The organism is Streptomyces sp. NPDC104309, from assembly GCF_055584025.1.
In genome coordinates this window covers 222637-247119 of record NZ_JBVJMV010000012.1, presented here as the reverse complement: position 1 = coordinate 247119, position 24483 = coordinate 222637, and the positions used below count along the sequence as shown (strand labels likewise).

At 69.9% G+C, this 24483-nt stretch carries 21 protein-coding genes and 1 pseudogene; 12 read left to right on the top strand and 10 right to left on the bottom strand.

Annotation, left to right across the window (positions count from 1 at the left end):
• Window positions 1–31: 31 nt before the first annotated feature.
• The 5 genes from ACZ68L_RS20000 to ACZ68L_RS19980 all read right to left on the bottom strand — a co-directional run bounded on the left by ACZ68L_RS20000 (window position 32) and on the right by ACZ68L_RS19980 (window position 5453).
• Window positions 32–715: a response regulator transcription factor gene (locus tag ACZ68L_RS20000; protein ID WP_361445332.1), complete on the bottom strand. Its 684-nt coding sequence runs from the start codon at window positions 713–715 to the stop codon at window positions 32–34.
• Window positions 712–2046 (bottom strand): sensor histidine kinase, encoded by a 1335-nt coding sequence (locus tag ACZ68L_RS19995; RefSeq protein WP_469578716.1) that lies wholly within the window; start codon window positions 2044–2046, stop codon window positions 712–714. Before ACZ68L_RS19995 ends, ACZ68L_RS20000 begins: the two co-directional genes overlap by 4 nt.
• 188 nt (window positions 2047–2234) lie before the next feature.
• The gene (locus tag ACZ68L_RS19990; RefSeq protein WP_469578676.1) at window positions 2235–3221 is read right to left on the bottom strand and encodes a DUF4429 domain-containing protein; all 987 of its coding nucleotides are present in this window, start codon (window positions 3219–3221) and stop codon (window positions 2235–2237) included.
• Between the two features lie 83 nt (window positions 3222–3304).
• The gene (locus tag ACZ68L_RS19985) at window positions 3305–4528 is read right to left on the bottom strand and encodes an alpha/beta hydrolase (RefSeq protein WP_469578675.1); all 1224 of its coding nucleotides are present in this window, start codon (window positions 4526–4528) and stop codon (window positions 3305–3307) included.
• A 232-nt stretch (window positions 4529–4760) separates the two neighbouring features.
• On the bottom strand, window positions 4761–5453 hold the full coding sequence (locus ACZ68L_RS19980) for a TetR family transcriptional regulator (protein ID WP_469578673.1): 693 nt from the start codon (window positions 5451–5453) through the stop codon (window positions 4761–4763).
• 115 nt (window positions 5454–5568) lie between these two features.
• Here ACZ68L_RS19980 and ACZ68L_RS19975 point away from each other — a divergent pair, with 115 nt between their 5' ends.
• On the top strand, window positions 5569–7179 hold the full coding sequence (locus tag ACZ68L_RS19975) for an MFS transporter (RefSeq protein WP_469578671.1): 1611 nt from the start codon (window positions 5569–5571) through the stop codon (window positions 7177–7179).
• Window positions 7180–7354: 175 nt separating this feature from the next.
• Window positions 7355–7771 (top strand): peptidase inhibitor family I36 protein, encoded by a 417-nt coding sequence (locus ACZ68L_RS19970; RefSeq protein ID WP_469578668.1) that lies wholly within the window; start codon window positions 7355–7357, stop codon window positions 7769–7771.
• A gap of 66 nt (window positions 7772–7837) precedes the next feature.
• Here the strand turns inward: ACZ68L_RS19970 and aceE are convergent, their stop codons facing one another.
• Window positions 7838–10579, bottom strand: a complete 2742-nt coding sequence (gene aceE / locus ACZ68L_RS19965) for a pyruvate dehydrogenase (acetyl-transferring), homodimeric type (protein WP_469578663.1) — start codon at window positions 10577–10579, stop codon at window positions 7838–7840.
• 469 nt (window positions 10580–11048) lie between these two features.
• On the opposite strand from aceE, the gene ACZ68L_RS19960 reads away from it, so the two are divergent.
• The 6 genes from ACZ68L_RS19960 to ACZ68L_RS19935 all read left to right on the top strand — a co-directional run bounded on the left by ACZ68L_RS19960 (window position 11049) and on the right by ACZ68L_RS19935 (window position 15876).
• The gene (locus ACZ68L_RS19960) at window positions 11049–11486 is read left to right on the top strand and encodes a DUF3052 domain-containing protein (protein ID WP_469578662.1); all 438 of its coding nucleotides are present in this window, start codon (window positions 11049–11051) and stop codon (window positions 11484–11486) included.
• 291 nt (window positions 11487–11777) lie between these two features.
• Window positions 11778–12236, top strand: coding sequence for a peroxiredoxin (locus ACZ68L_RS19955; RefSeq protein WP_469578660.1), 459 nt, complete (start codon window positions 11778–11780; stop codon window positions 12234–12236).
• Window positions 12237–12383: 147 nt separating this feature from the next.
• On the top strand, window positions 12384–12959 hold the full coding sequence (locus tag ACZ68L_RS19950) for a TerD family protein (protein WP_469578715.1): 576 nt from the start codon (window positions 12384–12386) through the stop codon (window positions 12957–12959).
• Between the two features lie 187 nt (window positions 12960–13146).
• The gene (locus tag ACZ68L_RS19945) at window positions 13147–13722 is read left to right on the top strand and encodes a TerD family protein (RefSeq protein WP_469578659.1); all 576 of its coding nucleotides are present in this window, start codon (window positions 13147–13149) and stop codon (window positions 13720–13722) included.
• Between the two features lie 70 nt (window positions 13723–13792).
• Complete coding sequence (locus tag ACZ68L_RS19940) at window positions 13793–14938, top strand: DUF475 domain-containing protein (RefSeq protein WP_469578657.1); 1146 nt, start codon at window positions 13793–13795, stop codon at window positions 14936–14938.
• A gap of 203 nt (window positions 14939–15141) precedes the next feature.
• Window positions 15142–15876 carry a TerD family protein gene (locus ACZ68L_RS19935; RefSeq protein WP_469578655.1) on the top strand — a complete coding sequence of 245 codons (735 nt, stop codon included), beginning with the start codon at window positions 15142–15144 and terminating at the stop codon, window positions 15874–15876.
• A gap of 114 nt (window positions 15877–15990) precedes the next feature.
• Here the strand turns inward: ACZ68L_RS19935 and ACZ68L_RS19930 are convergent, their stop codons facing one another.
• Entirely contained in the window at window positions 15991–16878 is an 888-nt protein-coding gene (locus ACZ68L_RS19930) for a TerD family protein (RefSeq protein WP_469578652.1), read from the bottom strand.
• 230 nt (window positions 16879–17108) lie between these two features.
• Here ACZ68L_RS19930 and ACZ68L_RS19925 point away from each other — a divergent pair, with 230 nt between their 5' ends.
• The 4 genes from ACZ68L_RS19925 to ACZ68L_RS19910 all read left to right on the top strand — a co-directional run bounded on the left by ACZ68L_RS19925 (window position 17109) and on the right by ACZ68L_RS19910 (window position 23038).
• Complete coding sequence (locus tag ACZ68L_RS19925; RefSeq protein WP_469578649.1) at window positions 17109–18272, top strand: HpcH/HpaI aldolase/citrate lyase family protein; 1164 nt, start codon at window positions 17109–17111, stop codon at window positions 18270–18272.
• 118 nt (window positions 18273–18390) lie between these two features.
• Window positions 18391–21195, top strand: coding sequence for a phosphoribosyltransferase (locus tag ACZ68L_RS19920; protein WP_469578648.1), 2805 nt, complete (start codon window positions 18391–18393; stop codon window positions 21193–21195).
• A 188-nt stretch (window positions 21196–21383) separates the two neighbouring features.
• Entirely contained in the window at window positions 21384–22199 is an 816-nt protein-coding gene (locus ACZ68L_RS19915) for an HAD family hydrolase (protein ID WP_469578713.1), read from the top strand.
• Window positions 22200–22378: 179 nt separating this feature from the next.
• The gene (locus ACZ68L_RS19910; protein WP_469578646.1) at window positions 22379–23038 is read left to right on the top strand and encodes an O-methyltransferase; all 660 of its coding nucleotides are present in this window, start codon (window positions 22379–22381) and stop codon (window positions 23036–23038) included.
• A gap of 136 nt (window positions 23039–23174) precedes the next feature.
• Here ACZ68L_RS19910 and ACZ68L_RS19905 read toward each other — a convergent pair.
• The 3 genes and pseudogenes from ACZ68L_RS19905 to ACZ68L_RS19895 form a co-directional block, all read right to left on the bottom strand.
• Window positions 23175–23330: pseudogene (locus tag ACZ68L_RS19905) on the bottom strand (GNAT family N-acetyltransferase); the annotation flags it as partial.
• A gap of 238 nt (window positions 23331–23568) precedes the next feature.
• Window positions 23569–23802: an FmdB family zinc ribbon protein gene (locus tag ACZ68L_RS19900; RefSeq protein WP_383963709.1), complete on the bottom strand. Its 234-nt coding sequence runs from the start codon at window positions 23800–23802 to the stop codon at window positions 23569–23571.
• 87 nt (window positions 23803–23889) lie between these two features.
• A complete protein-coding gene (locus ACZ68L_RS19895) occupies window positions 23890–24480 on the bottom strand; it encodes a DUF4383 domain-containing protein (protein ID WP_469578643.1) in 591 nt (196 codons plus the stop codon).
• Window positions 24481–24483 lie beyond the last annotated feature (3 nt).

The following is a 24483-nucleotide window of genomic DNA, read 5'->3' as shown; positions in this document are numbered from 1 at the left end:
GCCGGAGGGGCGGGCGGGGGGGAGACACCCCCTACTGCTCGCCCGGTACCACCACTCCCGCCTCGTACGCGAAGATCACCGCCTGCGCGCGGTCCCGCAGATCCAGCTTCGTCAGCACCCGTCCGATGTGGGTCTTCACCGTCTGCTCGGCCAGCACCAGCCGCGCGGCTATCTCCTGGTTGGACAGCCCCCGCGCGATCAGCTCCAGCACCTCCCGCTCGCGCGGAGTCAGCGCGTTCAGCCGCAGCGCCTGCCCGCTGCGGGCCGCCCCGGAGGGCCCCTGCCGGGCGAAGTCGGCGATCAGGCGCCGGGTCACGGACGGCGCGAGCAGCGCCTCGCCCGCCGCGACCACCCGTACCGCCGAGATCAGATCCGCCGGGGGCGCGTCCTTCAGCAGGAAGCCGGACGCCCCGGCGCGCAGCGCCTCGTACACGTAGTCGTCCACGTCGAACGTGGTGAGCATCAGCACCTTGGGCAGGTGCACCACGCCCGCGGGCGGGTTCAGCAGCTCACGGGCCGCCGCCAGCCCGTCCATCTCGGGCATCCGGACATCCATCAGGACCACGTCCGGGTGGACCCTGCGGCTGACGTCGATGCCCTGGCGCCCGTCCGGCGCCTCGCCGACCACGTCGATGTCGCTCTGTGCCGCGAGCAGTGCCGCGAACCCCGCCCGCACCATGGCCTGGTCGTCGACGATGATCACGCGGATGGTCAAGAGTCCTCCGAGGTCGGGGGCGGAACGGGGGCGAGCGGCAGCCGCGCCGCCACCCGGAAGCCGCCGTCGGGCAGCGGTCCGGTGTCCAGCGTGCCGCCCGTCAACCGTACGCGTTCCCGCATGCCGACCAGGCCGTGCCCGGTCCCGGTCGTCTCCAGCGGCGAACCGGGCCGCTCCGCACGGTCGTTGACCACCAGCACGGTCAGATGCGTGCCGTCGGACGTGATCGACACCCGGGTCCGCGCTCCGGGCGCGTGCCGGACCACGTTCGCCAGGGCCTCCTGGACGATCCGGTACGCCGACAGATCCACCGCCTGCGGTACGTCCGACACATCGGCGGCCAGGGACAGTTCGGCCGGCAGCCCCGCCCGCACCGTCGCCTCCACCAGCTGCTGCACCCGGTCGAGCCCCGGCTGCGGGGCCCGCTCGCCCTCGGTGCCCTCGCTGCGCAGCACCGTCAGCAGCCGCCGCATCTCCGTGAGCGACTCCCGCGCGCTCGCCGCGATCGCGCCGAACTCCTCGACCGCCTCCTCGGGCAGCCCGCTGATCCGGTAGGGCGCGGAATCGGCCTGGACCGTGATGACGGACATGTGGTGCGCGACCACGTCGTGCAGCTCACGGGCGATCCTGGTGCGCTCCTCCAGCAGCGTCCGCTGCGCCCGCTCGGCCTCGCTGATGGTCTCCTGCTCGGCCAGCCGGCGCTGGGCGTCGCCCCGTTCCCGCAGCGCCGCGCCGATCACCAGGACCACCGCGCCGAGGATCACGAGCAACAGCGCGCTGCCGTTGCTGCGCTCCGGCGAGATCAGGTGCAGGACCAGGCTCGCCGCGCCCGTCGCCACCCAGACCGCGATCAGGGTCCGCCGGGTCTCGCGCAGGGCCAGCGCGAGCAGCAGGAAGAGATAGCCGATCAGGGTGGGCGGGGGCCACGGCCAGATGTCGTACTTCTCGACCGGATACCCCAGCAGCACGACCGCGCCCAGGATGTCGGCGGGGAAGATGATCCACCACGCCTGCAGCGGCCGGTGCGCCAGCATCAGGAGCGGCGCCGCCTGCGCGACGGCCAAGGCCCCCGCCAGCCCACCGTCCACGCCGTACTGGTTGGTCAGAACATTGATCGTGACCGGGACGAAGACCGCGACGAGGGCGAGGACGACCACGTACGGCAGCAGCCGCTGCCACCGCCTCGGCGCGTTCGCCAGGAGCGGTGTCGCGGGATGGGACGGGTGGGACAGCTCGTGGGCGAGCTCGCGCAGATTGCGCCGGGCGGCGCTCAGCAGGCCGTCGACGGGCGGCGGGGGCGTCCGGGGCGGCGTGGACGGCATGGGCGGCATGGGAGTGGACATGGCTCGATCAGCCTAAGGGCTGTCCCGTAGCCCCTGCTGATCCACCAGGGATGACGGGACAGGCCTCAGGCGGGGCGCGGCCCGGCGGCGTCATACCGGGGTTCCGGTCCACCGCCGGGCTTCTCGTACGGGAGTACCACCGGCGAGCCGGACCCCGGTCGTCGGGCACCGGACGTCTACAGCTCGGCGAGCAGCTGGGCCTTCTTCGCGCTGAACTCGTCGTCCGTCACCAGCCCCGCCCGGTGCAGTTCCCCGAGGTGCCGGATCCGCTCCGCGATGTCCGCGGGATCGCGACGCCCCGCGCCCGCCAGGACGGCGGCCTGCGCGGCGGGCGCCGGCTGTTTCCTGCGTACGGATTCCAGTACGGCCGCGGCGAACGGCAGCGACTCGTGCACGGGGCCGTAGCCGAGGCCGAAGATGACCGCGGCGGGGTCCTGGTCGGCCCGGGTGGGGTGGGGAGCCGTCGGCTGCGCGCTGCGCACCGTGCCCGTGCCGAGCCCCGCGCCCGGGTCCGCGCCCGCGGTCATGCCGGAGCCGGCGCTCATGGCGAGGCCGCTGCCCGGTCCCGGAGCCGCACCTTCCAGACCTCTCGGCACCAGCCGCAGATAGCCGTCGAAGGCTTCCGGCGAGCGCCACTCGACGCCGCTCAGCTCCGTCACCGTGAACGTCTGGTCACCGGCCTTCCACTTCGCCGTGGAGGCGCCCGTCCAGAACCAGCGGAACGAGATCCGGTCCCCGTCGAAGCTGGCCCGGCCGTCGTACGCCTTGAACCGCATCGGCGCCTCGGGGGCCGCGACCAGGAACCGCTCGGCGGGCTCCGCGGCGTCGGGAGGGAGCAGGGCGCGCAGTTCGTCCGCGTAGTACTCGGCGAGCGTCTCGCGTTCGGCGGGCAGCACCAGCCGGTACGGATCGCAGCCGTCCTTCAGCTGCCCGGCCGCGGCCTCCAGCAACGGGTCGGCACCGGGTCTCGGCACCGCGTGCAGGACCACCGTGCCCCGCTTGCCCGGGGTCAGCGTCACCGACGACAGCGCCGCGTGCGGGACGCGGCGTTCACGCAGGCTCTGGAAGAGCTTCGGCGTGCGTATACCCCGTTCGAAGCGGATGAGCACGGAGTCGGTGTCGAACTCCCAGGTGGCATGAATTCCGGCCAGCACATCACCCATGTTCCTCATCGTATGCGGCACTTGCCCGCACGTCCCCCCTCGGCGTAAACCGCAATATCCGGTCGGCTGCGGCGGCTGAGCCCTCAGATCTTCAGGACGGGCTCCTGGCTGCCGCTGATTTGTTCGTGGCAGGCGCTGTCGGAGCTCGCACAGCTCACCGAGCCGTAGGCCCCCACGCCGATGGCGGCGAAGTTGCTGAGGCTCTCGGTGCCTGGCACGAAATAGCCGCTGTGCCCGACCGCGTCGCCCGCCGAGACGATGCGTGCGCCGAAGCCCGGGTCGACCGGATCGGCCCCGTGACCGAGCCCGCCGAGCTCCAGGTTCGGTACGTCCTGGATCCAGTCGCCGTGGTCCCGCGTCGCCCACACCCTGGCCTCGGTGTGCAGCTGCCCGGCGTTCTCCACGCGCATGCCGGGGCTGCCCGCGACCGCGATGTCGGTGACCCTGGACGGCAGTTCATGCGCGGCGACACCGCACAGCACCGAGCCGTAGCTGTGGCAGAACAGGGAGACCGGCGCGTTCCCGGGCAGCGCGCCCACCAGGGCGTTCAGCCGGACCGCCCCGCGCTCGGCGAGATTCCCCAGGGCCGCGTCCACGCCGATCCCGGCGGGCGTGGTGTAGTCGGCCCAGGCGATGACGGCCGTCCGGGTGCCGGGGCGCGCGGCGCGCTCCGCCGCGTACAGCGACTTCGCCATGCCGACAGGGGCGGCGTTCACCATGGGCGCGGACCGCTCCAGCGTCAGCAGATTGGTGTCGACGCCGGGGACGATCACGGAGACCCGCTGCGCGCGGTCGAGATCGCCGAAGACCTCCGCCGCACGGCCCTTTCCGGACGGGTCGAACGCGAGGAAGTGCCGGCCCCGGGCGAGCATCGAATCGAAGCGGTTCAACCGGCGGAGCGCCTCGGCGCGGCCGTCCGGGGAGAGCCTGGCGTCGTGCATGCGCTGCCGTTCGACCGTCCGTGCCGCCACCAGGGCCCGCCGGTTGGCGTCATACCGCAGGGTGACCGGGGCGCCGTTCAGATTGCCGACGACCAAGGGGTACTTGTCGGCCAGGGCGGTGCGCTGCGCGGCCGTGAGCGAGGCGAAGAACTGCGCCAGGCGGGGCGCCGACGAGTCGACGTCGGGCAGCGCGTGCCCGGCCACGTGGCCCCGTGCCCAGGAGGCGAGTGCGAGGGCGCGTGGCTCGTCGGTCTGTTGGTGACGGACGGCGGTCCAGCCCGTGGTCGCCAGCATCACGAACACGACCGCGACGGCGAGCAGCGCGCGCCATGCGGTGAGCGTGGGGGAGGAGTCGAAGGAAGTCACTCCGGCCCACATTAGGAGACGCGCGGCGACAGCCGTGAAGAGGGTGACGCACATCACCCGGCTATCGGGAATTCAAGGCCATTTGTTTCACGCTGTGTTGGTGCGGCACGCACACTCAGGCGCGCGGAGCGCCCTCGGAGCGTCGCATATGGCCGTCGGGGCACGGCTGTTGTGAAGTCGGTCATGTCGTGGCGCTGAGGCGTACAGCACATCGGACGGAGCTTCCATGGCGTTACCCGGGCCCGGCGCCGGCCCCCGCCCGCCAGTTCCCGGCCAGCGCCGGGACGAGCTGGTCCAGGTACACCTCGGTCAGGGCGCGCAGCGAGTCCACGCCGGTGTCGTGCCCCTGCCCCCAGAGATGCCCGGTCACCCGCATCACCCCGCTGAACGCGGCCACGGCGACCCTCGGCCGGGGGTCCGTCTCCACGTCGAGCCCCTCGCGCTCGGCGATCAGCAGGGCGATCTGGTTCTCCAGGTCGATGGAGCGCCGCAGGTGGGCGGCGAGCAGCGACGGCGTCGACTCGATCATCCGGTACGTACGCATGTGGAGTTCGACCGTGACGATCGCCTCGATCGCCTCACCGATGCTGTTCCAGGCGCAGAGGACCGCGCGGCGCATCGCCTCGAACGGGGCCTCCGCGGCGGGGCGCCGACGCAGCTCCGAGAGGAAGTGCGACTCCACCATCTCCTGGATGGCGAAGGCGACCTCCTCCTTGCTGGCGAAGTAGCGGAAGAAGGTGCGCTGGGAGACCTCGACCGCGTCGACGATCTGGTCGACGGTGGTCTCCTCGTACCCCTGGGTGATGAAAAGATCGAGGGCGGCGTGCAGCAGCGCGTCCCGGGTGCGCCGCTTCTTCCGTTCGCGCAGTCCGGTCGGCCGTCCGCACCGTCGGATCGGATGCGCGGCCCGCTGCCCATCGGTCACTGAAGTGGTCCTCTTTCCTGCTTTTTCCAGCTCAGCGTACCTGTGAGCTACATGACAGTCACTGACTTGTGAAATGGTTTGTCAACTGTCAGAGGCTGACACTAATCTCCCGGGCATGACTAGTCAGACCACCGTCGAAAAGGCGTCGCGGGAGCCGCGGAACACCGCCGCTCCCGCACCTGCCAAGGGGCTGCGCGGCCACCCCTGGCTGACGCTCTTCTCCGTGGCCATCGGCGTGATGATGGTCGCGCTCGACGGCACGATCGTCGCGATCGCCAACCCCGCCATCCAGAAGGACCTGGGAGCATCGCTCGCCGACGTCCAGTGGATCACCAACGGCTACATGCTCGCCCTCGCGGTCTCCCTGATCACCGCGGGCAAGCTCGGTGACCGGTTCGGCCACCGCCAGACCTTCCTCATAGGTGTCGTGGGCTTCGCCGCGGCATCGGGGGCCATCGGCCTCTCCCACAGCGTCGCGCTGGTGATCGTGTTCCGCGTGCTCCAGGGCCTCTTCGGCGCCCTGCTGATGCCCGCCGCGCTCGGCCTGCTGCGCGCCACCTTCCCGGCCGAGAAGCTGAACATGGCGATCGGCATCTGGGGCATGGTGATCGGTGCCTCGACCGCGGGCGGACCGATCCTGGGCGGTGTGCTCGTCGAGCACGTCAGCTGGCAGTCCGTCTTCTTCATCAATGTGCCGGTCGGTGTGATCGCGCTCCTGCTGGGCCTGGTGATCCTCAAGGACCACCGCGCCGAGAACGCGCCGCGCTCCTTCGACATCGGCGGCATCGTGCTGCTGTCGCAGGCGATGTTCTGCCTGATCTGGGCACTCATCAAGGGCTCGGAGTGGGGCTGGGGCGACTACAGGACGCTCGGCTTCCTGGGCGCCGCCGTGGTCCTGTTCGTGGTCTTCGCCTTCTCCCAGAAGAACGTCAGGGAGCCGCTGATCCCGCTGGCGATGTTCCGGTCCGTGCCGCTGTCGGCGGGTGCGGTCCTGATGGTCCTGATGGCCTTCGCCTTCATGGGCGGGCTGTTCTTCGTCACCTTCTACCTCCAGAACGTGCACGGTCTGAGCCCGATCGACAGCGGTCTGCACCTGCTGCCGCTGACCGGGATGATGATCGTCGCCTCGCCGCTCGCCGGCGCCCTGATCACCAAGTTCGGCCCGCGGGTCCCGCTGGTCGGCGGCATGGTGTGCACGGCGGTCGCCATGTTCGGCATGTCCCAGCTGGACACCGGCACCGGCACCCTGACCATGTCGATCTGGTTCGGTCTGCTCGGGCTCGGCCTCGCCCCGGTGATGGTCGGCGCCACCGAGGTCATCGTCGGCAACGCCCCGATGGAGCTCTCCGGTGTCGCGGGCGGTCTGCAGCAGGCCGCCATGCAGGTCGGCGGCAGCCTCGGTACGGCGGTGCTGGGCGCGGTCATGGCCTCGCAGGTCAGCTCGAAGCTGCCCGACAACTGGAAGGCCGCGGAGCTTCCGCCGCTCAGCCCGCAGCAGATGGACCAGGCCTCCTCGGCCGTCGAGGTCGGCATCCCGCCGGTGGGCGGGAACGTTCCGCCGGAGGTCGCGGGGAAGATCGCGGGTGTCGCACACGACACGTTCGTGTCAGGCATGAGCACGGCGTTCATGGTCGCGGGCATCGTCGCGGTGCTCGCCGCGCTGGTCGCCACGCTCACCAAGCGCGGTGCGAACGCCGGGGCGGGCGCGGGCGCCGGTCACATCTGATCGCCCGCCACGACGCCGTCACGGCGTCAACACAGCGCGTACGACAGCCCCGCCGGACCCGTCCGGCGGGGCTGTCGCCTATCCGGGTGGTGTGGCCCGCGACCCCTTCCACGGATGCTGCCCCGCAGGTCAGGGTGCGTGCAACTGATTCGCACCATCACGGGGGTCGATTTCCATGCGCATGACCGTTCTTGCCGCCGCTCTGGCCGCAACCGTCCTGATCCCGCAGACCGCGGCCCACTCCGCGAGCTCACGGGCCACCACCCACTCCGCGATCCCGCGGACCGCGCCCCACTCCGCGCCCACCCGGCCGGGCGCCTGCGGAAGCGGGCAGCTCTGCCTCTGGGCGAAGCCGGACTTCACCGGCGCCCGGCAGATCCATGAGCTGTCCACGATCGACATCGACAGTTGCGTCCCGCTGCCGAAGGGCGGCAGGGCCCAGGCGCTCGCCAACCGCACCGGCCGGCCGGTCACCACGTACCAGTCGGCGGAGTGCGCCGAGACCGGTGAGTTCGAGACCTATCCGGGCGGCGGCACCTGGGTGCCCCAGTCCCCGTACCAGATCAGGGCCTTCAAGGTCTGGGAGAACTGACGCCGGACACGCCGAAGGGCGACGGAACCCTGGGTTCCGCCGCCCTTCGGCCGTGATCCGCCGTGCTTACGCGTCGCCGCCGGCCGCGCCCGGGGCGGCCGCGGTCACGTCCAGCAGTTCGTACCGGTCGATCGCCTGCTTCAGCAGCGAACGGTCGATCCGGTTCTCCTTCGCGAGCTCGGTGAGCACCGCGAGAACGATCGACTGCGCGTCGATGTGGAAGAACCGGCGGGCCGCGCCACGGGTGTCGGCGAAGCCGAAACCGTCCGCACCCAGCGACTGGTACGTGCCGGGCACCCAGCGCGCGATCTGGTCCGGCACGGAACGCATCCAGTCCGAGACCGCCACGAACGGGCCCTGCGAGCCGGAGAGCTTCCGCGTGACGTAGGGAACGCGCTGCTCCTCCTCCGGGTGCAGCAGGTTGTACCGCTCCACGTCCACGGCCTCGCGGCGCAGCTCGTTCCAGGAGGTCGCCGACCAGACGTCCGCCCGGACATTCCACTCGTCGGCGAGGATCCGCTGCGCCTCGACCGCCCACGGGACGGCCACACCGGACGCCATGATCTGGGCCGGGATCTCTCCCCGCTCGGCGGCCTTGTAGCGGTAGACGCCCTTGAGGATGCCCTCGACATCCACGTTCTCGGGCTCGGCCGGGTGCTGGATCGGCTCGTTGTAGACGGTGAGGTAGTAGAAGACGTCCTCGTTCTCCTCGGGAGTCCCGCCGTACATCCGGCGCAGACCGTCCTTGACGATGTGCGCGATCTCGTAGCTGAACGCCGGGTCGTACGCGACACAGCCCGGGTTGGTCGAGGCGAGCAGCTGCGAGTGGCCGTCCGCGTGCTGGAGACCCTCACCGGTCAGAGTCGTACGACCGGCGGTCGCACCCAGCACGAAGCCGCGCGCGAGCTGGTCGGCCATCTGCCAGAACTGGTCACCGGTGCGCTGGAAACCGAACATCGAGTAGAAGACGTACACCGGGATCAGCGGCTCGCCGTGCGTGGCGTACGCGGAACCGGCGGCGATCAGCGAGGCCGTGCAGCCGGCCTCGGAGATGCCGTCGTGCAGCATTTGCCCCGTCGGCGACTCCTTGTACGCGAGCAGCAGATCGCGGTCGACCGCCTCGTACTGCTGGCCGAGCGGGTTGTAGATCTTCGCGCTCGGGAAGAAGGCGTCCATGCCGAAGGTGCGGTACTCGTCGGGCGCGATCAGCACGAAGCGCTTGCCGATCTCCTTGTCCCGCATGAGGTCCTTCAGGATGCGGACGAACGCCATGGTGGTGGCGATCGACTGCTGACCCGAACCCTTCTTCGCGGTCGCGTAGGTCTTCTCCTCGGGGAGGACAAGCGGCTTCGCGCGCACCACACGGGTCGGGACGTAACCGCCCAGACCCTTGCGGCGGTCGTGCATGTACTGGATCTCCTCCGAGTCACGGCCCGGGTGGTAGTAGGGCGGGTAGCCCTCGTCCAGCTGCTTGTCCGTGATCGGGATGTGCAGCCGGTCGCGGAACCGCTTGAGGTCCTCGACCGTGAGCTTCTTCATCTGGTGGGTCGCGTTGCGGCCCTCGAAGTTCGGCCCCAGCGTCCAGCCCTTGACCGTCTGCGCCAGGATCACCGTCGGCTGGCCCTTGTGGGCCTTGGCCGCCGCGTAGGCCGCGTAGACCTTCTTGTGGTCGTGACCGCCGCGGCCCAGGTGCAGGATCTGGTCGTCGGTCATGTCCTTGACCATGTCGCGCAGCCGCGGGTCGTCCCCGAAGAAGTGCTCACGGATGTACGCGCCGGACTCGGTGGCGTACGTCTGGAACTGGCCGTCCGGCGTGGTGTTCAGCTTGTTGACCAGGATGCCCGTGCGGTCCTGCGCGAGCAGCGGGTCCCAGGAGCGGTCCCAGACCAGCTTGATGACGTTCCATCCGGCACCCCGGAACTGCGACTCCAGCTCCTGGATGATCTTGCCGTTGCCGCGCACCGGGCCGTCGAGGCGCTGCAGGTTGCAGTTGACCACGAAGGTCAGGTTGTCCAGGCTCTCACGGGCGGCGATGGAGAGCTGGCCGAGCGACTCGGGCTCGTCCATCTCGCCGTCGCCCAGGTAGGCCCAGACATGGGACTTGGAGGTGTCGGCGATGCCGCGCGCCTCCATGTAGCGGTTCATCCGGGCCTGGTAGATCGCGCCGAGGGGGCCGAGGCCCATCGAGACCGTCGGGAACTCCCAGAAGTCCGGCATCAGCCGCGGGTGCGGGTAGCTGGACAGACCGTTCGGCGCCTTCGACTTCTCCTGGCGGAAGGCGTCGAGCTGCGCCTCGCTCAGCCGGTCGAGCAGGAAGGCGCGGGCGTAGATGCCCGGAGAGGCGTGTCCCTGGAAGAAGATCTGGTCGCCTCCCAGACCGTCGTCCTTGCCCCGGAAGAAGTGGTTGAAGCCCACGTCGTACAGCGAGGCCGAGGAGGCGAAGGTGGCGATGTGGCCGCCGACACCGATCCCCGGACGCTGGGCGCGCGACACCATCACGGCCGCGTTCCAGCGGGTCGCGTTGAGGACCTTGCGCTCGATCTCCTCGTCGCCGGGGAAGAACGGCTCGTCCTTCGTGGCGATCGTGTTCACGTAGTCCGTGCTGCGCATCTCCGGCACGGCGACGCGCTTCTCGCGCGCACGCTCGATGAGCCGGAGCATCAGGTAACGGGCCCGCTCACGGCCTCGCTCGTCGACCGCGGCGTCGAGCGAGTCGAGCCATTCCTGGGTCTCTTCGGGATCGAAGTCCGGGACCTGGCTGGGCAGGCCGCCAATGATGATCGGGTTGCGATCGGATCCGGAAGCCACGCTGTTCCTTCGCTGTTCGGTGCTGCTCTACAGGGCCTGGCCACGGGAGGGCATGCCCCCGAGGTGTATGCATGTACGCCATCACCATCGTGTACCGCGAGGGCGTAAACGTCATCTCTACCGAGAGGTAACCGCCGTGTTGTGAGACATCACGTCCGGAGCGCGGGGATGGGCTGGTCCAAACCGCAACCATACGCCCAACCCGTCCAAGCGTTCCCAAAGGATGTTCGACTCCGAATGGCGGACCGAAACGGCATAAGCTGTGGAAGGACGTAAAGGGTGTGGACGGTAGCGCGGCCCCCGCAGGGGACCTGCCGACAGTGCGGCGACGTGGCAGGGAACGTCACCGTTTAGGCGGTCTCGGACGCTGGGTACTTGCGCGATCCGCCGCTCCCGTGTGGACTACGGCCAACGCCCCGCGCACGCGCGTGGCTGCAGCATTTTCCGAAACATGATCAGGAGGCAACCCGTGAGCGCGACCGCGGACCACGCGGAGGAGCGGACCAACCCGGCAGTACGCCTGGGGTTCGAGCCCGGACAGGTGGTCCAGGAGATCGGCTACGACGACGACGTCGAGCAGGAGCTCCGTGAGGGCATTGAGGCCACTATCGGCCAGGAACTCGTCGATGAGGACTACGACGACGTCGCAGACGTCGTCCTGCTGTGGTTCCGCGACGAGGACGGCGACCTTACGGACGCGCTGGTGGATGCCATTGGTCTGATCGAGGACGGCGGCGCGGTCTGGCTGATGACGCCGAAGACCGGCCGTGACGGATACGTCGAACCGAGCGACATCAACGAGTCTGCGCAGACCGCCGGTCTCTCCCAGACCAAGAGCATCAATGCGGGCAAGGACTGGACGGGCAGCCGTCTGGTCACACCGAAGGCGGCCCGGGCCAAGCGCTGAACGGCATTCGCCACCCACTCGCCCCGAAGGCCCCCGACGGCATGAGCACGAGCCGCCGGGGGCCTTCCGCGTGGCCGGAGCGCGAGCCGCCGGGGGCCTTCCGCGTGGCCGGAGCCTTCTGCGCGGTACGGCCGGCGGGGCTTGCCCGTGTACGGCCGCCGGCCGTCCGTGCGGGCGGGTGGGGCGCAGGACGCCCCCGTGCGGGCGCCGCGTGGCCCGCTGCGGGCCCTGCGTAGGGTGGGAGACACCCGGACAGCCCAGCCCGGTGAACGTAGCGAAGGGACGCGTCTCATGGCGATCGAGGTCGGCACCAAGGCCCCGGACTTCGAGCTGAAGGACAACCACGGCCGGACCGTGAAGCTCTCCGACTTCCGCGGCGAGAAGAATGTCGTGCTGCTGTTCTACCCGTTCGCCTTCACCGGCGTGTGCACGGGTGAGCTCTGCGCGCTCCGGGACGAGCTGCCGAAGTTCGAGAACGACGACACGCAGCTGCTCGCCGTCTCCAACGACTCCATCCACACCCTGCGTGTCTTCGCCGAGCAGGAAGGCCTTGAGTACCCGCTGGTCTCGGACTTCTGGCCGCACGGCGAGACCTCGCGGGCGTACGGCGTCTTCGACGAGGACAAGGGCTGCGCGGTGCGCGGCACCTTCGTCATCGACAAGGAGGGCGTGGTGCGCTGGACCGTCGTCAATGGCCTGCCCGACGCGCGGGATCTCAACGATTACATCAAGGCGCTCGACGCGCTCTGACCCGCGAACGGCGGATCTGCGGGCGTCCCGGCCAAAAGCCTGCTTTGGCCGGGAACCGGTCACTAGGATCCACTCGTTGATCGGATGCCAACGCAATGTGGAGGCGCCGGCGCCCGCCGGCCCCCAAGGAAACCAATGGGAGGACTCGTGGGAGTCAGCCTCAGCAAGGGCGGCAACGTCTCGCTGACCAAGGCCGCGCCCAACCTGACCGCGGTCATCGTCGGTCTGGGCTGGGATGCCCGCACCACCACCGGTGGTGACTTCGACCTCGACGCCAGCGCCCTGCTGACGAACGCGGAGGGCAAGGTCGGCAACGACGGCAACTTCGTCTTCTTCAACAACCTCAAGAGCCCCGACGGCTCCGTCGAGCACACCGGTGACAACCTCACCGGTGAGGGCGAGGGCGACGACGAGGTCATCAAGGTGAACCTGTCCGGCGTCCCTGCCGACGTCGACAAGATCGTCTTCCCGGTCTCGATCTACGAGGCCGAGACCCGCCAGCAGAGCTTCGGCCAGGTGCGCAACGCGTACATCCGCGTCGTCAACCAGGCCGACAACAGCGAGCTGGCGCGCTACGACCTGAGCGAGGACGCCTCGACGGAGACCGCCATGGTCTTCGGCGAGCTGTACCGCAACGGGGCGGAGTGGAAGTTCCGCGCCATCGGCCAGGGGTACGCCTCGGGGCTGCGCGGCATCGCGCAGGACTTCGGCGTCAACGTCTGAGAAGGCGCGGCCGGGCCGAGCCGTCGAGGAGCGGCCCGGGTCACGTAGGCATGCATCCCGTCCGGCGCCGCATCCCGTGCGGCGCCGGACGGGATGCGGCGCCGGACACGCTCAACAGTCGGCTCGCCGGCTCAACAGAGGGTTCACCGGCTCAACAGACGGTTCATCGACTCGGGGAGGACACACCATGGGCGTCACACTCGCCAAGGGAGGCAACGTCTCCCTCTCCAAGGCCGCACCCAACCTCACCCAGGTGCTGGTCGGGCTCGGCTGGGACGCGCGATCCACCACGGGCGCCGACTTCGACCTCGACGCCAGCGCGCTGCTGTGCCAGTCGGGCCGGGTGCTCGGCGACGAATGGTTCGTGTTCTACAACAACCTCACGAGCCCCGACGGCTCCGTGGAGCACACCGGTGACAACCTCACGGGTGAGGGCGAGGGCGACGACGAGTCGGTCATCGTGAACCTCACGCAGGTGCCCGCGCACTGCGACAAGATCATTTTTCCGGTCTCGATCCATGACGCGGACAACCGGGGGCAGACCTTCGGCCAGGTCGCCAATGCGTTCATTCGCGTGGTGAACCAGGCGGACGGCCAGGAACTCGCGCGATACGACCTCACCGAGGACGCGTCGACGGAAACGGCGATGATCTTCGGCGAGCTCTACCGGTACAACGGCGAGTGGAAGTTCCGTGCGGTGGGACAGGGGTACGCGTCGGGGTTGCGCGGTATCGCTCTAGACTTCGGGGTCAACGTTTCGTAAAGCCGCGCACGGCGCGGGGGAGCCCCGTACACACCCAGGGGGGACCCGTTCATACACGATGGGGTAGCCAGTGCTTCTGAAAACCTTCGGCTGGTCGTTCGCGATTACCGCGCTCGGCCTGGTCGCAGCGGCGTTCTACGGGGGGTGGCAGGCTCTCGGCGTAGTCGCGATCCTTTCCGTCCTCGAGATCTCGCTGTCCTTCGACAACGCGGTGGTCAACGCCGGAATCCTGAAGAAGATGAATGCCTTCTGGCAGAAGATCTTCCTCACGGTCGGTGTGCTCATCGCGGTCTTCGGCATGCGGCTGGTGTTCCCCGTCGTGATCGTGGCCATCACCGCCAAGATGGGCCCGATCGAAGCGGTCGATCTTTCGTTCAACCAGCCCGACCGCTACCAGGAACTCGTCACGGACGCCCACCCGGCGATTGCCGCCTTCGGTGGCATGTTCCTTTTGATGATCTTCCTCGACTTCATTTTCGAGGAGCGCGACATCCAGTGGCTGCGCTGGATCGAGCGCCCGCTCGCCAAGCTGGGCAAGGTCGACATGCTGTCGGTCTGCATCGCGCTGATCGTGCTGCTGATCGCGGCCCTGACCGTCGCGACGAACGCGCACCAGCACGGCGGCGGCCACGCGGACAAGGCGGAGACCGTTCTGCTCGCCGGAGTCGCGGGTCTGATCACGTACCTCATCGTCGGTGGTCTCTCGGGCTTCTTCGAGAACAAGCTGGAGGAAGAGGAGGAGCGGGAGGCCGAGGCCGAGGAGGAGGCCAGGAAGAGCGGCAAGAAGATCTCCGCGATCGCGCTTTCCGGCAAGGCCGCGTTCTTCATGTTCCTCTACCTGGAAGTGCTCGACGCCTCCTTCTCGTTCGACGGTGTCATCGGCGCCTTCGCCATCAGCAACGAGATCGTGCTGATGGCCCTCGGCCTCGGTATCGGCGCCATGTACGTCCGTTCGCTCACGGTCTACCTGGTCCGTCAGGGCACGCTCGACGACTACGTCTACCTGGAGCACGGCGCCCACTACGCCATCGGCGCGCTGGCCGTCATTCTCCTCGTCACCATCCAGTACCAGATCAACGAGATCATCACCGGGCTCGTCGGCGTCGTGCTGATCGCCTGGTCCTTCTGGTCCTCGGTCCGGCGCAACAAGGCGCTGGAGGCCGCGGGCGGGGGCGACGACGCGGATTCCAGGGAAGAGGTTCCGTCCCGGGTGTGACCCGGCAGGAATGTCCGTCCGGGGTGTGACCCGGGGGGAATTGAGGAACGCTCTCAGCGGGGCGGTCCGCACGGCGACGGTTCTCCGGTATCACCGGGACCCGGCCCGGCGGCCGCCCCGCAGTGATGTGGGTGACCTGTGCGACGCATGGGACGGCCACCGGGCCGGGGTACTTTTTCTACCGATACGTGTGGGGGTTGGGGATGGCGTTCTGGGACAACTTGTGGCCGCGACGTGAGGCACAGTTCGAGTCGGGCAACGCCTCGACCAACTCCATCGTGCTCTCCAAGCGGCACGCCACGGTCTCGCTCACCAAACAGGGCGCGCTGACCGGCAATCTTCGGGTCAACCTCTCCTGGCGGATGCGTACGTCGGACATCGAGGGCAGGTCGCGGCAGAGCGGCCGGCTGCTGCGGCCCATGAAGCTCTTCAAGCCCGATGTGGTCCAGGCGCACACCCAGGGCGTGGTCAACGTCGACCTGGACCTGGGCTGCATGTACGAGCTGAAGGACGGCACCAAGGGCGTGGTCCAGCCGCTGGGCAACCTCATCGGCGACCTGAACGTACCGCCGTACATCCGGCTCAGCGGGGACGACCGCTTCGGGGCGCCGTCGGGCGAGACCGTCTACGTCAATCTCGACCAGCGCGACCAGATCAAACGGCTGCTGTTCTTCGTCTACATCTACGACCAGACGCCGGCCTTCGACCGTACGCACGCCAAGGTGACGCTCTACCCGGGAAACGGTCCGCGGATCGAGATCGAACTCGACGAGCACGCCCCGGAGGCCCGCTCCTGCGCCGTGTTCACGGTGGAGAACGTCAAGGACGAGCTGATCGTGCGGCGCGAGGTGAAGTTCGTGTACGGATTCCAGTCGGAGCTGGACCGGCTGTACGGCTGGGGCATGCAGTGGGGACGCGGCTACAAGTCCCGGGCCTGAGAGGCGCGCCGGACCGTCGGCGGCACGGGAGCGTGGTCGCGGGCGGTTCGGGGCGGCAGATGGCGTCGGCTCTCGGCCGTCGCGGGGCCGCCCCTCGGCTGTCGTCGGGCTGCCTCAGGACCGTATGAACTGCGGCCCCTGCGGCGGCAGCACGAAATTCGGGTCGGGGGCGGGCGCGGCGGCCGCGGCCGGCTGCGGATAACCGTAGGCGGGCTGAGCCGCGGTCGGCTGCGGATACCCGTACGCGGGCTGGGGAACGGGCTGCGGAGCCGGCTGGGCCACCGCGGGCTGCGGGTATCCGTAGGCCGGCTGCTGGTGCTGGACCGTGACCTGGGAGTCGTGGTCGGGGGTCGGTGTGGGCGGGAACGGGGGCGCGGGCGGCGCCGCCGACGGGGGTGCCGCCACGGGAGAGGGAGCCGTCATGGGTGAGGGAGACGGATCGGGCTCCGCCGCGACCTCCGACTCGTCGACCGAGATGCCGAAGGCGGTCGCCAGACCCACCAGACCGGTCGGATAGCCCTGCCCCACGGCCCGGAATTTCCAGCCATCGCCGCGCCGGTAGAGCTCGCCGCAGATGATCGCCGTCTCCTCGCCGGTCTCCGGCCGCACATCGAAGACGGCGAGCGGATCCCCGCCCGCCGATGCCGCGTCGTACAGCAGGATGCGCAGATCGTGCACCTGAGCGAATGCGGCTCCGTCGGAGGACGCGGCGACGACCACCTGCTCGACCGAGGCGTCGAGCGCGCCCAGGTCGGCCTCGATGCTGTCCGTGAGCCCTTCGGGGACGCTGCGCTTCGGCAGCCGTCGTACCAGGCCGGAGGGGTGACGGGGCTGGTTGTAGAAGACGAAGTCCTCGTCCGAGCGCACGCGGCCACCGGCTCCGAGCAACAGGGCCGAGGCGTCCACATCCGGAACCCCGGCGCCCGGGGTCCAGCGCAGCACGGCCTGTACGGCCAAGGCGTCCAGAGGGACGTTCGAGCCTTTCACCATCGCGTGCGTCATGCCCGTCATCCTGCCTGCTGGCTGCCCGCGCGGACAACGCGGGGGTCGTACCGGGTGTCCCGGCGGTGCGTCGGAATCACGTCGGAACCGCGTCGTCCGCAGTACGTCGACCCGTCGGGAAATGGACGAGTTACCCGGAATTCATGCCTGCGGGGAACTGTTGACACCCGTCCGTACGTACTATTACCGGCCATACGTCGTCCGGCCAGTCAGGCAGTTCGGGGAATCACATGCGTCATTTCGGGCATATTGCGCCCGCTGCGAGAGAGGGTCTGTTCTTCCAGGAGCCGTGCGAATTCGGCGCGGACTCACCGGCCCGCGTGCTTTCGGCCGCTCTGGGAGCGACCCTGTACAGCCCTGCCACCAGGCCGAGGCTTGCTGACGACGTCATCAAGCAGGTCGGGCGCGGTGTCGTGTCGATGGTGCTGTGCCTGGAGGATTCGATCGACGACTCCGAGGTCGTCGGTGCCGAGGAGAACCTGGTCAGACAGTTCACCGACCTCGACGCGCGCGGTGCCGATGTGCCGCTGCTCTTCATCCGTGTCCGGGAGCCGGGCCAGATAATGGACCTGGTGGGCCGGCTCGGTCGTACCGTCCGATTGTTGTCTGGTTTTGTACTTCCGAAGTTCACCGAAGAGTGCGGCGTGTCGTACCTGGAGGCACTCGCCGACGCCGAGAAGGTGTGCGGGCAGCGCCTGTTCGCGATGCCCGTTCTCGAATCGCCCGAGCTGCTGCATCTGGAGACCCGTGGCGAAGCGCTCCGCGGAATAGCCCGCACCGTCGACAAGTACCGCGAGCGGGTCCTCGCACTGCGGCTCGGCGTCACCGACTTCTGCTCGGCGTACGGGCTCCGCAGGGCGCCCGACATGACGGCGTACGACGTACAGATCGTCGCCGCCGTCATCGGCGACGTGGTCAATGTCCTGGGCCGGGCGGACGGTACGGGCTTCACGATCACCGGGCCGGTGTGGGAGTACTTCCGGCTCCAGGAGCGCATGTTCAAACCCCAGCTGCGTCGCAGTCCCTTCCTGGAGGGGCGGGCCGAGGAACTGCGCACGGCACTGATCGAGCACGACCTCGACGGACTGCTGCGCGAGATCGAGCTCGACCGGGCCAACGGCCTGCTCGGCAAGACCTGCATCCATCCGTCGCACGTCGCGCCCGTGCATGCGCTGTCCGTCGTCAGTCATGAGGAGTTCAGCGACGCACAGGACATCCTGCGGCCGGAGCGTGATGGCGGTGGCGTCATGCGCTCGGCGTACACGAACAAGATGAACGAGGTGAAGCCGCACCGCGCCTGGGCCGAGCGGACCCTGCAGCGGGCCGAGGTCTTCGGCGTGGCGAGGGAGGACGTCGGCTTCGTGGAGCTGTTGGCCGCGGGCCTCGCGGAATGAGCGCGGCTCGGGGAGTGCGCGGGTGTCAAGGGGGGAGAGGGTTCCGCCGGGTGAGTCGGCTCCATGGGGTGAGAGGGCTCCGCGGAACGGGTGTGTCTCGCGGAACGGGTGTGTCTCGATGAGCGAGCGCGCAGCAGGGAAAGAGGCAGCGAACGTGGTGTGGTCGGGCAGCTGGGTGGCGGAGCGACTGGGCGTCGAGCTCGTCGGCGGCGGGAGCCCCGACGGCGACAAGGAGCTGAGGGAACTGCTGGGCCTCGCCCTGCGCCGCAACCCCAAGCGGGCCCATCTGCTCGTGTCGAACGTGCTCGGCAAGCACGTGCCGCAGAAGCCCTCCGTGGTGTACGCCGCCGGCTTCGAGCTCGGCCGACGGGTGCGCGAACTCCTCGGTGACGCCGCGGCGTGCCGGGCGGTGGTCCTCGGTTACGCGGAGACGGCCACCGGTCTCGGGCACGCGGTCGCCGACGGGCTCGGGGTGGCGCCGTACCTCCACTCGACGCGTCGCCCCGTCGAGGGTGTGGAGCGCGCGGGAGGCTTCGAGGAGTCGCACTCGCACGCCACCTCCCATCTGCTGCTCCCGGAGAACCCGGCCCTGCTGGCGGGCGACTGCGGCCCGACAGGCGGAGAAGCCGAAGCGGGTGCGGGCGCAGAGGTGCACACGGGTGCGGACACGGATCCGGGTGTGGGCGTGGGTGCGGACGCGGGCGCGGATGCGGGTCTGAGCGCCGGCGCGCCGCTGGTGCTGGTGGACGACGAGTTCTCCACGGGCAACACCGTGCTCAACACCATCCGCGCGCTGCACGAGCAGTACCCGCGGAGCCGCTACGTCGTCGTCGCCCTGGTGGACATGCGGTCGGCGGCCGACCACGGGCGGCTGACCGAGTTCGCCGCGGAGATCGGCGCACGCGTCGACCTGGTGACGAGGAGCTCCGGCACCGTCACCCTCCCCGAGGGCGTCCTGGAGAAGGGCCAGGCACTGGTCGCCGCACAGGAGGAGGCACGCTCCGCGAGGCCGGGACCGGCCGGTCCGGTGAGCCCGGGGGAGCCGGTCACCGAAGCGACGGCCTCCGCAAGGTCGCGGGCAACCGGCGCCGTGGTTCTCTCGGCAGCGGGTTCCGCCGCCCCGGAGGCGGCCGTCGCAACCGATGCCGCCCTTCCTTCAGCAGCGGGTTCCGCCGCTGCGGACGCGGACGTCGAACCCGGGCGCGGGTTGTGCACCCGGGTGGACCTCCAGTGGCCCGCCGGTGTGCCCGACGGCGGACGGCACGGCTTCACCCCCGCCCACCGGGCCGCCCTGGAGCGGGTCCTTCCGGCCATGGCCGCCCGTATCGCCACAGCACTGGGCGACGCCCGACGCGTGCTTGTCCTCGGCTTCGAAGAGCTGATGTACGCCCCCCTCCGCCTGGGCACGGCCCTGGAGGATCACACCGACGCCGAGGTGCGGTACTCCACCACCACACGTTCCCCCGTCCTCGCGGTGGACGACCCCGGCTATGCGATACGTACCCGGCTGGTCTTCCCGGCCCATGACAACCCGGCCGACGGACCCGGTGACCGGTACGCGTACAACGTCGCGGGTGCTGGTTTCGACGCCGTCGTCGTGGCCGTCGACTCCACCGCCGACACTCCCGAACTCCACGCTCCCGACGGCCTGTTGGTGCAGCTCGGCGCACATACCGACCACGTGCTGCTCGTCGTCGTCCCCTCGTACGTCCCGTCGTACGCCGCCTCACGCACCGCGGCGGGCCTCCCCCCGTACGCCTCCGAACGGCAGGAACCCCCCATGCTGCCCGAGCCCCTCCGCGGCCCCGCCTTCTCCTCCTACGCGCCGGACGACGTCGGCTGGCTGCTCCAGGACCTCTCGGACGTCGAACTGGAGGCGCCCACCGAGGAGCGCGAGGAGGCGATACAGAGCGGTGGCGCGCACTACGCCGAGTCGCTGCCCGTCGAGTACCAGCCGTCCGCCCAGTACCAGGACCTGTTCAAGGCGGCGCTGGATCTGTCGGCCGCCCGCGTCGCCCGCGCCGTCGGCACCGTCACCGAGACGGTCCTCGCCGAGCGAACCCCCCGCCCCGTCCTGGTCTCGCTCGCCAGGGCCGGCACCCCCGTCGGCGTACTCATGCGCCGCTGGGCCCGGCACCGGCACGGGCTCGACCTGCCGCACTACGCCGTCTCGATCGTGCGGGGCCGCGGCATCGACGCCAACGCCCTGCGCTGGCTGGCCGCCCACCACGATCCGGCGGATGTCGTCTTCGTCGACGGCTGGACCGGCAAGGGCGCGATCAGCCGTGAACTGACCGCGGCGCTCGCCGGGTTCGACGGCTTCAACCCCGAGATCGCGGTTCTGGCCGACCCCGGCGGCTGCGTCCGTACCTATGGCACCCGCGCGGACTTCCTCATTCCGTCCGCCTGCCTCAACTCCACCGTGTCCGGGCTGATCTCGCGGACCGTTCTCCGTTCCGACCTGGTCGGCCCCGACGACTTCCACGGTGCGAAGTTCTACCGGGAGCTCGCGGACAGTGATGTGTCCGGCCACTTCCTGGACACCGTCGCCACCCACTTCGACGAGGTCGTCGACGTCGTGGACGCCGAGGTGAAGGAGCTGCTCGCGGCCGACCGTGCCCCGACCTGGGAGGGCTGGGCCGCCGTGGAGCGCATCAGCGAGGAGTACGGAATCCATGATGTGAACCTGGTCAAGCCGGGTGTCGGCGAGACGACCCGCGTACTGCTGCGCCGCGTCCCGTGGAAGATCCTCGCCAAGCGCGGTGCGGGCGCGGACCTTGAGCACATCCGTCTGCTGGCCGAACAGCGGGGCGTCCCGGTCGAGGAGGTCGACGGACTCCCTTACACCTGCGTCGGTCTGATCCACCCGAAGTACACCAGGGGCGCGACGGGCGCGGACGGCAAGGCGGTGGAGTCCAAGTGACGACCCCGGCCACCGCGGCGACTGCGAGTGCTCCGTCGACTCCAGCGAGTCCGGCTGCTCCGGTGACCCCGGCGACGTCGACGCCGCGGGCCACCCGGGCGAGCCCGGCGGCCCCGGCCGCACCGATCGCTCCCGCCACCGCGGTCGCCCCGGCCACGCCACCCGCCCCCGCCGCTTCGGCAGCCCCCCTGACACTGGTCGCCAGTGACCTCGACCGCACCCTCATCTATTCGGCGGCGGCGCTCCAGCTCCCCATGCCTGACGCCGAGGCCCCCCGGCTGCTCTGCGTAGAGGTGTACGACCGCAAGCCGCTCTCCTATCTGACCGAGACGGCCGCGACACTGCTCGACGGGCTCGCCCGCTCCACGGTGTTCGTCCCGACGACCACCCGCACCCGCGAGCAGTACGGCCGCATCCATCTCCCCGGCCCCGCACCGCGGTTCGCGATCTGTGCCAACGGCGGACACCTTCTCGTCGACGGTGAATCCGACCCCGACTGGCACACGCGGGTCTCCCGCAGGCTCGCCGACGAATGCGCCTCGCTCGCCGAGGTCCGCGCCCATCTCCTGGCGGCGGCCGACCCCGCCTGGCTGCTCAAGGAGCGCGTCGCCGAGGACCTCTTCGCCTATCTGGTCGTCGAACGCCCGCTGTTGCCCGAGGGCTGGGTCGAGGAACTGGGGGAGTGGGCGCAGACCCGAGGCTGGACGGTTTCCCTCCAGGGCCGCAAGATCTACGCCGTGCCGGGCCCGCTCACCAAGAGCGCCGCCATGAACGAGGTCGCCCGGCGCACCGGCGCCGCGCTCACCCTCGCCGCCGGTGACAGCCTCCTCGACGCCGACCTGCTCCTCGCCGCCGACCGCGCCTGGCGCCCGGCCCACGGTGAACTCGCCGACACCGGCTGGAGCGCCCCGCACGTCGAGGTGACGGTCGGGCACGGTGTGGCGGCGGGAGAGGAAATCCTGCGGCACTTCCTGCGGGCTTCGGGCCAGGGACAGGTGTTCTGACACCTCCCACGGACGCGCGCCCGATCCGTGGCTGCTCCGGATCCGACGCGCGCCCGATCCGCGCCCGATCCCGCGTACCGGTGGTGACCAGCGACTACAGTCACCGCGTTCTCGCCCACTTCCCGCAGCCTGTGGGGACGGGGCAGCGCGGGCCCGGCAGGACCGATGAGGAGCATGTGATGACCAAGGGCAACGAAACCAAGATCACGGACGAGCTGTACGCGTACATGCTGGCGCACAATCCACCGCTCGACGCGGTGCAGCGCGAGCTCGTCGAGACCACGTACGCCCGCCTGCCGGAGCACGCGGGCATGCAGTCGGCCGAGGAACAGGGACCGCTGCTCGCCTTTCTCGTCCGGCTGACCGGGGCCCGGCACATCGTGGAGGTCGGGACGTTCACCGGCTTCTCCGCCCTGTCGATGGCCCAGGCGCTGCCCGCCGACGGGCGGCTGATCGCCTGCGACATCTCGGAGGAGTGGACCGCCTACGGTCGGCAGGCATGGGAGAAGGCGGGCGTCGCCGACCGGATCGAGCTGCGCATCGCCCCCGCGCTCGACACCCTGCGGGCGATGCCGGCCGAGCCGCACATCGATCTCGCCTATCTCGACGCGGACAAGGGCAACTACATCCCGTACTGGGAGGAGCTGGTGCCCCGCATGCGGCAGGGCGGTCTCGTCGTCACGGACAACGTGCTCTTCCACGGTGGGGTGACCGACCCCCGGGCGACCGGCGGAGCGGCGGCGATCAAGGAGTTCAACGACCACGTGGCCGCCGATCAGCGGATGGACAGCGTGCTGCTCACCGTGTCGGACGGGCTGACGCTGTCCCGTAGGCGCTGAGGCGTGTCCGCGCCGGGGCGACGGCGCCGTGGCGACCTGGTACGACAGGAGAGCGTACGTCTGCCACGGCGCGGTCGCCCTTGCCGAGATGCGGCTTTGGCTCCGTCAAGAGCCCGCCGGACGGTCCTCGGACGCCGGCCGGGCGGCGGGGTTCGCGCCGCATGGCCCACAGCACCGGACCGCCTCCCGGCAGTCGCGCCTCCTCGCGCACGGTGAAGCCGAAGTGCTCGTAAACGGGGAGATTGGACGGTTTGGCGGCCTCCGGACAGACGGACAGACCCGCCGCGTCTCCGATCACGATCGGAGACGGATGGATGACTGCGGCAGCGGTGACGGTGCCCAGGCAGACGTATCCGCGCTTGCCGTACCGGGTGGCGACGGCCCGGAACTGTTGTAGCTTGTCGACCGCCCGCTCGACGGTGTTGCGCTTCTTGTACCGCACGGGGTCGAAGCCCGGTGGCCGGCCGCTCTGCGTGTTCCGGCGCTACCGTCCGGCCTGCTGATCCGACTCCCGTGGCCCGCCCCGGCTGTCAGCCGCAGCAACCCCCGCCGCAGCAGCCGCCGCCACCGCCCCCTCCGCCACCGGCCGACGGGGCGGCGGGCGCGGACTTGGCCGACGAACCACCCACGGCCACGGTGGACAGCAGTTTCACGGTGTCGGCGTGCCCTGCGGGACAGGAGGCCGGATCCGAGGACTGGGCCATCGGGCGGCTGAGTTCGAACGTGTCTCCGCAGGAGCGGCAGCGGTACTCGTAACGAGGCATGTGCCCAGGCTATCCGGCACCGGCCCAGGTGGGCAGGGAGCAGGGCTGCGCGGCGAGCGGGTCGGGCGGGCGGGCCGGGCGGGCGGCTCAGCGACGGCGAACGACCGGCATCGACGCGTTCGTCGCCTTCCGGTCCATCCGCAGTTCCCGTTCGACCTCGTCGGGGTGGCGGGCCCGCCAGTACGGGTTGTCGTGGGGCAGGCCGCCGCTGACCCGCCCGTACATCCCGAAGACCATCAGCATCAGGCCGACCACGAAGCTGAAGAGCACGTTCTGAAGGTGGAAGGCGAGGAAGTTGTAGGCGGTGTCGAGCAGCGCGAGGTTGACGAAGCCGCTGAGGATGAAGGCGATGCCCAGAACCATGTTGAGCGTCGAGGCGAAGTTGCCGCCGATCACCATCCCGATGAACAGCAGCAGGCCGACGCAGATGGACAGGACGCTGAGGGCGCCATTGGTGTTGAGGCCCGCGACGGTGGCCCCGCCGGTGCTGAAGAAACCGATCTCGTCGATCAGTCCCAGGATCCCGAAGGCCAGCAGCACCAGCCCCATCAGCCCCGCCCCGACCCGGTAGACGCTGCTGAGCCGGTGATCGATCGGCAGGTGCTTGTCGAGCTGGGTGACCCTACGAGGGTGTCGGGGAGTGTGTCGTCCGGTGGCGTGCAGTACATGGCTGGCCATGTC

Coding starts and splice junctions, on each gene's coding strand:
- ACZ68L_RS19935 (WP_469578655.1), top strand. CDS start 15,142: ATGGCGTTCTGGGACAACTTGTGGCCGCGACGTGAGGCACAGTTCGAG.
- ACZ68L_RS19945 (WP_469578659.1), top strand. CDS start 13,147: ATGGGCGTCACACTCGCCAAGGGAGGCAACGTCTCCCTCTCCAAGGCC.
- ACZ68L_RS19975 (WP_469578671.1), top strand. CDS start 5,569: ATGACTAGTCAGACCACCGTCGAAAAGGCGTCGCGGGAGCCGCGGAAC.
- ACZ68L_RS19895 (WP_469578643.1), bottom strand. CDS start 24,480: ATGGCCAGCCATGTACTGCACGCCACCGGACGACACACTCCCCGACAC.
- ACZ68L_RS19955 (WP_469578660.1), top strand. CDS start 11,778: ATGGCGATCGAGGTCGGCACCAAGGCCCCGGACTTCGAGCTGAAGGAC.
- ACZ68L_RS19970 (WP_469578668.1), top strand. CDS start 7,355: ATGCGCATGACCGTTCTTGCCGCCGCTCTGGCCGCAACCGTCCTGATC.
- ACZ68L_RS19925 (WP_469578649.1), top strand. CDS start 17,109: ATGCGTCATTTCGGGCATATTGCGCCCGCTGCGAGAGAGGGTCTGTTC.
- ACZ68L_RS19910 (WP_469578646.1), top strand. CDS start 22,379: ATGACCAAGGGCAACGAAACCAAGATCACGGACGAGCTGTACGCGTAC.
- ACZ68L_RS19990 (WP_469578676.1), bottom strand. CDS start 3,221: ATGGGTGATGTGCTGGCCGGAATTCATGCCACCTGGGAGTTCGACACC.
- ACZ68L_RS19920 (WP_469578648.1), top strand. CDS start 18,391: ATGAGCGAGCGCGCAGCAGGGAAAGAGGCAGCGAACGTGGTGTGGTCG.
- ACZ68L_RS19900 (WP_383963709.1), bottom strand. CDS start 23,802: ATGCCTCGTTACGAGTACCGCTGCCGCTCCTGCGGAGACACGTTCGAA.
- ACZ68L_RS19930 (WP_469578652.1), bottom strand. CDS start 16,878: ATGACGCACGCGATGGTGAAAGGCTCGAACGTCCCTCTGGACGCCTTG.
- ACZ68L_RS19995 (WP_469578716.1), bottom strand. CDS start 2,046: ATGCCGCCCATGCCGTCCACGCCGCCCCGGACGCCCCCGCCGCCCGTC.